At 69.3% G+C, this 10,006-nt stretch carries 9 protein-coding genes; 8 read left to right on the top strand and 1 reads right to left on the bottom strand.

The annotated features are described in order from the left end of the window. The 7 genes from nuoI to PLL68_RS02100 all read left to right on the top strand — a co-directional run. Positions 1-606: NADH-quinone oxidoreductase subunit NuoI (gene nuoI / locus PLL68_RS02130; RefSeq protein WP_324531199.1), on the top strand; the 606-nt coding region annotated here is incomplete at its 5' end. After that, entirely contained in the window at positions 603-1,373 is a 771-nt protein-coding gene (locus PLL68_RS02125) for an NADH-quinone oxidoreductase subunit J (RefSeq protein ID WP_324531197.1), read from the top strand. The genes nuoI and PLL68_RS02125, both read left to right, overlap by 4 nt. Continuing rightward, complete coding sequence (gene nuoK / locus PLL68_RS02120) at positions 1,370-1,669, top strand: NADH-quinone oxidoreductase subunit NuoK (RefSeq protein ID WP_159901273.1); 300 nt, start codon at positions 1,370-1,372, stop codon at positions 1,667-1,669. The genes PLL68_RS02125 and nuoK overlap by 4 nt, the downstream gene beginning before the upstream one ends. 9 nt (positions 1,670-1,678) lie before the next feature. After that, entirely contained in the window at positions 1,679-3,610 is a 1,932-nt protein-coding gene (nuoL, locus tag PLL68_RS02115) for an NADH-quinone oxidoreductase subunit L (protein WP_324531193.1), read from the top strand. Continuing rightward, positions 3,607-5,145 (top strand): NADH-quinone oxidoreductase subunit M, encoded by a 1,539-nt coding sequence (locus PLL68_RS02110; protein WP_324531191.1) that lies wholly within the window; start codon positions 3,607-3,609, stop codon positions 5,143-5,145. Before nuoL ends, PLL68_RS02110 begins: the two co-directional genes overlap by 4 nt. Beyond that, a complete protein-coding gene (gene nuoN, locus PLL68_RS02105; RefSeq protein WP_324531190.1) occupies positions 5,142-6,701 on the top strand; it encodes an NADH-quinone oxidoreductase subunit NuoN in 1,560 nt (519 codons plus the stop codon). The genes PLL68_RS02110 and nuoN overlap by 4 nt, the downstream gene beginning before the upstream one ends. Before the next feature lie 5 nt (positions 6,702-6,706). After that, entirely contained in the window at positions 6,707-7,726 is a 1,020-nt protein-coding gene (locus PLL68_RS02100) for a polyprenyl synthetase family protein (protein ID WP_324531188.1), read from the top strand. 160 nt (positions 7,727-7,886) lie between these two features. On the opposite strand, the gene PLL68_RS02095 is transcribed toward PLL68_RS02100, so the two are convergent. Next, positions 7,887-9,179, bottom strand: coding sequence for an MFS transporter (locus PLL68_RS02095; protein WP_324531186.1), 1,293 nt, complete (start codon positions 9,177-9,179; stop codon positions 7,887-7,889). A 158-nt stretch (positions 9,180-9,337) separates the two neighbouring features. Between PLL68_RS02095 and PLL68_RS02090 the strand changes: the two genes are divergently transcribed. Beyond that, a partial coding sequence (locus tag PLL68_RS02090) for an alanine racemase (protein WP_324531184.1) occupies positions 9,338-10,006 on the top strand: 669 nt, incomplete at its 3' end.

The following is a 10,006-nucleotide window of genomic DNA, read 5'->3' as shown; positions in this document are numbered from 1 at the left end:
CAGAAGAAGAAGTCCGGCTTCTTCTCCGACCTGTTCGCCCCCGTGGGCGGATTCGGGGTGACCTTCTCGACGATGTTCCGCAAGGTCATCACCGAGGAGTACCCCGAGGAGAAGCGCCCCACCCAACCTCGGTTCCACGGACGCCACCAGCTCAACCGGCATCCTGACGGTCTCGAGAAGTGTGTCGGCTGCGAGCTGTGCGCCTGGGCCTGCCCCGCTGACGCGATCCTCGTCGAAGGGGCCGGCAACGACGACTCCGAGGGTGGTTCCGGCCGGTTCAGCCCCGGGGAGCGGTACGGCCGCGTCTACCAGATCAACTACCTGCGCTGCATCTTCTGCGGCCTGTGCATCGAGGCCTGCCCGACGCGCGCGCTGACGATGACCAACGAGTACGAGCTCGCCGACAACAACCGGGCCGACCTGATCTTCACCAAGGACCAGCTGCTGGCCCCGGTGCAGCAGGGCATGCTCACCCCGCCGTTCCCCATGGCGCCGGGCATGGAGGAGCGCGACTACTACCTCGGGAAGGTGTCGGCAGCCACGGACGCGCAGCGTGCGTACGTCGCCGAGCACGCCCACCCCACCGACGCGGAGGTGACCTCGTGACCGGCACCGGTGAGCAGGTGCTCTTCTGGGTGCTCGGACCCCTCGCGGTCCTGGGCTCCCTCGGTCTGGTCTTTGCCAAGAAGGCCGTCCACGCGGCGCTCGGCATGGCCCTGACGATGATCATCCTCGGCATCTTCTACATCGCCCAGGGTGCCGACTTCCTCGGTGTCATCCAGATCTTCGTCTACACCGGCGCCGTCATGATGCTGTTCCTCTTCGTCATCATGCTCGTCGGCGTCGACTCCTCCGACAGCCTCGTGGAGACCCTGCCCGGCCAGCGCTGGGTGACCGCGGTCCTCTGCCTGGGCCTCGGCGGCATCCTCGCCGCTGCCATCGGGCGGGTCGCCTTCCGCGACCCGGTCGGCGTCGGTGCGATCAACGGCGAGGTCGGCAACGTCACCGGGATGGCGCAGCTGATCTTCGGCCGCTACGTCTGGGTCTTCGAGATGACGAGTGCGCTGCTCATCACCGCGGCCCTGGGTGCCATGGTGCTGGCCCACCGCGAGCGGCTCGGTCGGGCGCCGAACCAGCGCGAGTGGAGCACCCGTCGCTTCCGCTCCGGTGAGCACCTCGCCGGCCTGCCGGTTCCCGGTGTCTACGCCCGCCACAACGCGGTCGACACCCCGGCCCTGCTGCCTGACGGCACCCCGTCCGAGCTCTCCGTCTCCCGCGTGCTCACCGCCCGCGACCAGAACCAGTCGCCGACGCCGTTCATCGAGGCCGAGGCCGAACGAGACGCCGAGATCGCCAAGGGGGAGGAGCGATGAACCCCGTCAACTACATCTACCTCGCGACGATCCTGTTCGTCATCGGTGCGGCCGTGGTGCTCACCAGGCGCAACGCGATCATCGTCTTCATGGGGGTCGAGCTCATGCTCAACTCCGCGAACCTCGCCTTCGTGACCTTTGCCCGGATGAACGGCAACCTCGACGGTCAGGTCATCGCCCTGTTCGTCATGGTCGTCGCGGCAGCCGAAGTCGTCGTCGGATTGGCCATCATCATGGCCATCTTCCGCTCCCGCCGCTCGGCCTCGGTCGACGACGCCAACCTGCTGAAGCTGTAAGGAGCACCAGTGACCTCACTCATCACCGAGGGCAGCGGGCTGGCCCCAGTCGACGCGAGCGGCGCATCCGCGTTCGTGTGGCTGCTCATCGCCCTGCCCCTGCTCGGTGCGGCCGTGCTGCTGCTCGGCGGGCGTCGAACGGACAAGTTCGGTCCGCTGCTCGCGACCGCCATGTCCTGGGGATCCTTCCTCGTCGGCGTCGCCATCATCCTGCACCTCATCGGCCTGCCCACCGAGGAGCGGGCGCAGCACCTGACGCTGTGGAACTGGGTTCCCGCCGGGTCCTTCCAGCTCGACCTCGGGCTGCTCGCCGACCCGCTGTCGCTGACCTTCGTCATGCTCATCACGTTCGTCGGGTCGCTGATCCACGTGTACTCGATCGGGTACATGGAGCACGACCCCGACAAGCGGCGCTTCTTCGCGTACCTCAACCTGTTCATCGCCTCGATGCTCCTGCTGGTGCTCGCGGACTCCTACCTCCTGCTGTTCGTCGGCTGGGAGGGCGTCGGTCTCGCGTCCTACCTGCTCATCGGCTTCTGGAACTGGAACCCGGCGTACGCGAGTGCCGCGAACAAGGCCTTCTTCGTCAACCGCGTCGGTGACCTCGGCCTGTCGATCGCCATCATGGTCATGTTCGTGACCTTCGGTGGGGTCGACTACGCCACGGTCAACGAGGGGGTCGCCACCGCCAACCAGGGGGCCATCACCGCGATCGGCCTGCTGCTGCTCGTCGGTGCCTGCGGCAAGTCCGCCCAGTTCCCGCTGCAGAGCTGGCTCGGCGACGCGATGGCCGGCCCCACGCCGGTCTCCGCACTGATCCACGCGGCGACGATGGTCACCGCCGGTGTCTACCTCGTCGTGCGCTCCAACGTCATCTACGACGCCACTCCCGATGCCCGCCTGGCCGTTGCACTCGTCGGTGCGATCACCCTGGTGTTCGGGGCGATCGTCGGCTGCGCCAAGGACGACATCAAGAAGGCCCTGGCCGCCTCGACGATGAGCCAGATCGGCTACATGATGCTCGCGGCCGGTCTCGGCCCCGTCGGGTACGCCTTCGCGATCTTCCACCTGCTCACCCACGGCTTCTTCAAGGCCGGCATGTTCCTCGGAGCAGGCTCGGTGATGCACGGGATGAACGACGAGGTGAACATGCGCCGCTTCGGTGGGCTGTCCACGGTCATGAAGATCACCTGGGCGACCTTCGCGCTGGGCTGGCTGGCCATCCTCGGTGTCCCCCCGTTCTCGGGTTTCTGGTCCAAGGACAAGGTCATCGAGGCCGCGTTCGTCGGCGAGGGCTGGCAGCCGTGGGTGCTCGGTGGTGCCGCCATGATCGGCGCCGGCGTCACCGCGTTCTACATGTCCCGCCTGTTCTTCATGACCTTCCACGGCGAGCGCCGCTGGGCCGACGACGTGCACCCGCACGAGTCGCCCCGCACCATGACCATCCCGATGATCGTGCTCGCCGTCGGTTCGGCCTTCCTCGGCCTGGCCCTCGGCCCGACCGGGGTCTTCACCCACTGGCTCGAGCCGGTCGTCGGTGAGCACGGCGAGGAGCACCCGGTGCTGCCCGTCCCCGTGATCATGGCGCTGACCCTGGCGCTCGTCGCGGCCGGTGCCTACCTCGCCTGGGTTCGCTACGCCAAGGACGTCGTGCCCGAGGTCGCCCCCCGCGGCTCGGTGCTCACGCGGGCTGCTCGCCAGGACCTCTACCAGGACGCCGTCAACGAAGGACTGTTCATGCGCCCCGGCATCCACCTCACCCGCGGACTGGTCTTCGCTGACGCAAGGGGCCTCGACGGCGCTGTCGGCGGTCTCGCCGCGTTGGTCGGAGGCCTCTCCTCGAGACTGCGACGACTGCAGAACGGGTACGCCCGGTCATACGCCTTGACGATGCTCTCCGGCGTCGTCGCCATCCTCGGCATCCTGTGGGTGATCCAGTGAGCTCCCTGCCCCTGCTGACCATGATGATGGTCGTGCCGCTGCTCGGCGCGATCATCGTGGCCGCGCTGCCCGGTGACTCGGCCAGGCTCGCCAAGCCGATCGCCCTCGGTGCCTCGCTGGTGACCCTGGTCCTCGCGCTGATGGCGTGGGCCCGCTTCGACACCGGCGCCACCGAGCAGTTCCAGCTTGCCGAGGTCCACCCCTGGATTCCCCAGTTCGGTGTCTCCTACGCGGTGGGCGTCGACGGCATCGCCCTGTCGCTCATCGTCATGGCGGCCATCCTCACGCCGATCTGCCTGCTCGCCGCGTGGAACGACGTCAGCGACGAGGGCTACTCGCGCGAGAAGCGGTACTTCGCCCTCATGCTCGTCCTCGAGGCGTTCATGGTCGGCGTGTTCGCGGCCACCGACGTGTTCCTGTTCTACGTCTTCTTCGAGGCGATGCTGATCCCGGTGTACTTCCTCATCGGGCTCTTCGGTGGACCGCGGCGTCAGTATGCCGCGGTGAAGTTCCTGCTGTTCTCCCTCGCGGGCGGGCTCATCATGCTCGTCTCGGTCATCGCCGTGTACTTCGCGGGCCCGGGTGGATCAGACGGCTTCCTCATCGAGAACCTCACCGGCAACCTTGATGCCTCCCCGGAGGCACTGCGCTGGATGTTCGTCGGCTTCTTCATCGCCTTCGCCGTCAAGGCCCCGATGTGGCCGGTCCACACGTGGCTGCCCGACGCCGCCACCGAGGCACGCCCCGCAACCGCGGTGCTGCTCGTCGGCGTGCTCGACAAGGTCGGCACCTACGGCATGATCCGCTTCTGCCTCCAGCTGTTCCCGGAGGCCTCGCAGTGGGCGACCCCGGTCGTCATCACCCTCGCGGTCATCTCGGTGATCTACGGTGCGCTGCTCGCCATCGGGCAGACCGACATGATGCGGCTCATCGCGTTCACCTCGATCAGCCACTTCGGCTTCATCGTCCTGGGCATCTTCGCCCTGACGAGTGTCGGCGGCGCCGGCTCGACGCTGTACATGGTCAACCACGGCTTCTCCACGGCCGGGTTGTTCCTGATCGCCGGGTTCCTCGTGGCCCGCCGCGGCAGCAAGCGGATCCCCGACTACGGCGGCTGGCAGCGGGTCACCCCCGTGCTCGCCGGCACGTTCCTCGTCGTCGGTCTGTCCAGCCTGGCCCTGCCCGGCCTGTCGTCGTTCGTCTCCGAGTTCCTCGTCCTGCAGGGCACGTTCATGCGCTACCCGTGGGCGGCCGTGATCGCCGCCGTGGGCATCGTCCTCGCGGCCCTGTACATCCTGCTCATGTACCAGCGCGTCATGACCGGCCCGAAGCCGACCTTCGCCGAGGGCGAGGCCCCACCGGACCTGTCCTGGCGGGAGAAGGTCGTCGTCGCGCCGATCATCGCCTCGTTCCTCTTCCTCGGCTTCTTCCCGAAGCCGGTGCTGGACCTGGTCAACCCGGCCGTGGACCGGACGCTGCAGATCGTCGGCGTCTCGGATCCGGCCCCCGCCAATGCCTCCGGGAGTGAGAAGTGAACCCCGAGTTCTCGGCCGTCGACATCGACTACGCCGCCGTCGCCCCGATGCTCATCGTCGTCGCGGGTGCCCTCATCGGTGTCGTCGTGGAGGCCTTCGCTCCGCGACGCAGCCGCCACGGCATCCAGGTCGGCCTCGCGGTCCTCACCCTCGTCGCGGCCTTCGTGGCTCTCGTGGTGTGGTCACGCAACAACCTCACGGTGACCCTCGGTGGGTCCGTCGTGGTCGACGGGGTGTCGGTCTTCCTCATCGGTGCCCTGCTGCTGATGGCCGCGCTCAGCGTGCTCATCATGGCCGAGCGCTTCGGCGGGGTCGGCTCGGACGCGTTCACCCCCATGGGTGCCTCGACGCCCGGCTCGTCCCAGGAGGACGTCGCCACACGGGCGGGGTACGCCACCTCCGAGGTCTTCCCGCTCACGCTGTTCGCGGTGCTCGGGATGATGGTCTTCCTCACCGCCAACGACCTCATCACGATGTTCGTCGGACTCGAGGTGCTCTCGCTGCCGCTCTACGTCCTCACCGGACTGGCGCGCCGCCGCCGTCTGCTCTCGCAGGAGGCCGCGCTCAAGTACTTCCTGCTCGGCGCCTTCTCGAGCGCGTTCTTCCTCTTCGGTGCGGCGCTGCTCTACGGCTTCGCCGGGTCCTCCGACCTGCGGGTCATCGCCGCCGCGATCTCCACGACGTCCAGTGACTTCGACGGTCTCCTGGTGCCCGGGGTCGTGCTCGTGCTCATCGGCCTGTTGTTCAAGGTCGGCGCCGTGCCGTTCCACTCGTGGACCCCCGACGTCTACCAGGGTGCGCCGACCCCGATCACCGGCTTCATGGCGGCCTGCACCAAGCTCGCCGCGTTCGGGGTGATCCTGCGGGTGACGTACGTGGGTGTCAGCGCGAGCCGTTGGGACTGGTCGGACGGTCTCTGGGCGATCGCCGCGATCACGATGGTCGTCGGCGCGGTGCTCTCGGTCACCCAGACCGACGTCAAGCGACTGCTCGCCTACTCCTCGATCGCCCACGCGGGGTTCATCCTCGTCGGTGTCCTGGCGTTCTCGCAGGCGGCCATCGGCGGGGTGATGTTCTACCTCGTCGCCTACGGTTTCGCGACGGTGGCGGCGTTCGGCATCATCGCCATGGTCCGTCAGGGTGGGTCCGAGGCCTCGCACCTCTCGCAGTGGGCCGGCCTGGGCCGGCGTCACCCGGTCGTGGCCGGGGCGTTCTCGTTCCTGCTGCTCGCGTTCGCCGGTATCCCGCTGACCTCGGGCTTCACCGCCAAGTTCGCGGCGTTCGCGCCGGCCGTGGAGGCGGGCACCGGAGGTGTCGTCCTCGTCGTCATCGCCGTGCTGGCCTCGGCGGTCACGGCCTTCGTCTACGTCCGGTTGATCGTCCTGATGTACTTCACCGAGGCCTCCACCGAGGAGGGCGACGAGGTCGTCGCGCTCACGCCGTCGATCCCGTCGACGATCGGCATCACCGTCGGTGTCCTCGTCACGGCCGTGCTCGGCATCGTGCCCGGCTTCCTCCTCGACATCGCGAGCTCGGCCTCCGAGTTCCTCCTGTGACGCCCGTGGCGGCCACCCCTGCCCAGCGCGGCACCCCCTCGGTGCTCGACCTGCCGGGGGCGACTGCCGACCTGCGTGAGCGCCTCGGGGCGGGGCTCGCCGCGGTCAACGCGCTCATCGAGGAGCGCGTCGACCACGACGACCCGTTCATCGCCGAGGCCGGAGCACACCTCACGGCGGCCGGGGGCAAACGCTTCCGTCCCCTGCTGACCCTGCTCACGGCCGAGCTCACCCACGGCATCAACGAGCAGGTCGTCGCGGCAGCCGCCGGCGTCGAACTGACGCACCTCGCGTCGTTGTACCACGACGACGTCATGGACGAGGCCGACGTGCGTCGGGGGGCGCCGAGCGCCAACGCGGCCTATGGCAACTCCACGGCGATCCTCGTCGGTGACCTGCTGTTCGGAACGGCCTCCGACATCGTCGCCGACCTCGGCCCGGATGCCGTGAAGATCCAGGCGCAGACGTTCATCCGGTTGTGCTCGGGGCAGATCCGCGACGACCGGCCGTGCCCCGCGGGCACCGACCCGGTGGAGTACTACCTCGGGGTGCTGGCCGACAAGACGGGTGTGCTGATCGCCACCGCTGCGCGGTACGGGGCGATGTTCTCCGGTGGCGACGAGCAGACCATCGAGACGATGCGTGAGTTCGGCGAACGCCTCGGGGTGGCGTTCCAGCTGGCGGACGACCTCATCGACATCGAGTCCGACGCCGACGAGACGGGCAAGACCCCCGGCACCGACCTCCGTGAGGGCAAGCGCACCCTGCCGGTGCTGCACGTCCTCGCCTCGACCGATCCTGCCGATGCCCGACTCCAGGCGCTGTTGACCGGGGACCTCTCGGATGACGACCGGCTTGCCGAGGCGCTGACCCTGCTGCGAGCCCACCCGGCGGTGGACCTGGCTCGTGAGCACACGTATGCCGTGGCCCGTCGCGCGCAGGACGTGTTGACCGCCCTCCCGGACAGCGACGCCAAGGACGCCCTGAACGCCCTGGCGACCGGAGTCGTGACCCGCGTCGGCTGACCCTGGCGGGCAGGGGGGCGGCGGCCCTCACCCGACTTCGTGCGACTTGATAACCGTTGCCCAGGCCAAAACAGACCCGAAAGCGTGGGTAAGTCGCACGAAGTCGGAGCCAACGGGGCCAGTCGGTACGGGTGTCTGTGGCTTGCGTACCTGGAGTGACCTATTGGTCGATGCGGGGATGCCGGGGGATCGACAGGGACAGGGCCACCGCGGCGAAGCACATCGCCGCCGCGATCAGCCACGCCCAGTGGTAGTCGCCCTGGTCGGTGCGCACCAGCCCTGCGACGCTGGCTCCCACCCCGGCCCCGATCATGTGGGACGCGAACACCCACCCGAACACGACCCCCGAGCGTTCGAGACCGAAGTGGGTTCGGCACAGGGCCACGGTCGGTGGCACGGTGGCCACCCAGTCCAGGCCGTAGAAGACGATGAACACCCACATGCCGGGGACGATGCCGGGGGCCAGCACGGCATCCAGTGCCACCAGGGACAGCGCGCGCCCGAAGTAGTAGCCGGCGAGCAGCCACCGAGGGTCGACCCGGTCGGTGAGCCACCCCGACGCGATCGTGCCGGCGATGTCGAACACCCCGACGAGGGCGAGCAACCCGGCTGCCGTGGTGGACGGCATCCCGTGGTCATGGGCCGCGGGGATGAAGTGGGTTTGGATGATGCCGTTGGTCGACCAGCCACAGATCCAGAACGTCAGGGCCAGTGCCCAGAACACCCAGGTGCGGCTGGCGAACCGCAGCACCCGAACGGCGACGACCGCGGGTGATGCGGTCGGTGCCTGTGGCGCGTCGACCACTGTCCCCGGTGGCAGCCCGTAGGGCAGCACCCCGACGTCGCTGGGTCGGTCGCGCAGGAAGGCCACGACGAGCACCCCGGTGAGGAGTGCGAGCACGCTGACGATGAGCGCGGCGGGCCGCCACCCGGCGTCCGTGGCGGTTCGGGCGATGACGGGCAGGAAGATCAGCTGCCCCGTTGCGCTCGCCGCCGAGAAGACCCCGGTGACCAGACCGCGCTGCGTGTGGAACCAGCGGTTCGCGACGATCGCACCGAACACCAGCGCCATGGCGCCCGTGCCGACCCCGATGAACACACCCCAGAGCACCCAGAGCTGCCACGGTGCCGTCATCACCGTCGTGAGCCCGCTCGCCACCCCGACGACGACCAGCGCCGTGGTCACCGTTCGCCGCACCCCCCACCGCTCCATCGCGGCGGCGGCGAAGGGTGCACTGATGCCGTAGAGCACGAGGTTGAGGCTGACCGCGCCGGACGTCGTGGCCCGCGACCAGCCGAACTCCTGCTCGATGGGTTCGAGCAGCACGCCGGTCGAGGACCGGAAGGCGGCGGCCGCGACGAGGGCCGCGAGCGTCACGCCAGCCACAGCCCATGCGCGGTGCCAGCGCGTGCGGGGCGGGTCGCCCACGTAGGTCTCGACGTCCTCGGTCACCGACGCAGTCTGCCACCGGGCGAACGAGGCCGGCGGGGTATGTCCGGAGGGGGATGTTGGGGGCGATGTCGGGTGCGGGATGTCCGGCGGGGAGTACCCGACGCGGTGGTGCCCCAACCGCCGACGGGCCCGAGGTCGGGGTTCAGTAGGGTCGGGGCGTGAACCCGTGGGAATCGGCGACGGCAGGGCTGCCGTCACCGCTCGTCGCCGTCGACCTCGACGCGTTCGACGCCAACGCCGACGACCTCGTGCGTCGTGCCGGCGGCCTGCCGATCAGGGTCGCCTCGAAGTCACTGCGGTGCCGCGTCCTGCTCGACCGGGTGCTCGCCCGCCCCGGGTTCGCCGGCGTCATGGCGTATGCCGTGCCCGAGGCGGTCTGGCTCGTCAGCGCCGGGGTCCGCGACGTGTTCGTCGCCTACCCGAGCGTCGACGTCGAGGCCCTGCGGGCGGTCGCTGCTGACGACCGGCTGCGTTCCGAGGTGACGGTCACCATCGACTCCGTCGAGCACGTCCGCTGGCTGCGCGACACCTTGGGTGCCGCCGCCCGTGGCCTCGGCGTGGCGCTCGACGTCGACGCCTCGCTTCGTGTCGGCCCGGTGCACCTCGGCGTGCGGCGCTCGCCGACCCGCACGCCCGCGCAGGCCCTCGCCGTGGTGCGAGCAGCCTTGGGGGTGGGGCTCGACGTGCGGGGCGTCATGACCTACGACGCCCAGGTCGCCGGGCTGCCGGATGCCGGGCCGCACCTTCGCGCCATGAAGCGCCGCTCGGTCCCGGAGATCGCCGACCGGCGCCGCGCCGTCGTCGAGGCACTGCGGGCCGAGACCGAC

This window comes from Ornithinibacter sp. (genome assembly GCF_035443565.1).
Lineage (GTDB): Bacteria > Actinomycetota > Actinomycetes > Actinomycetales > Dermatophilaceae > Fodinibacter.
This window is presented reverse-complemented; position numbering and strand designations above follow the sequence as displayed.

Bases quoted from the DNA above. Each gene is read 5' to 3' on its own strand.
- nuoK (WP_159901273.1), top strand. From the start codon at position 1,370: ATGAACCCCGTCAACTACATCTACCTCGCGACGATCCTGTTCGTCATC.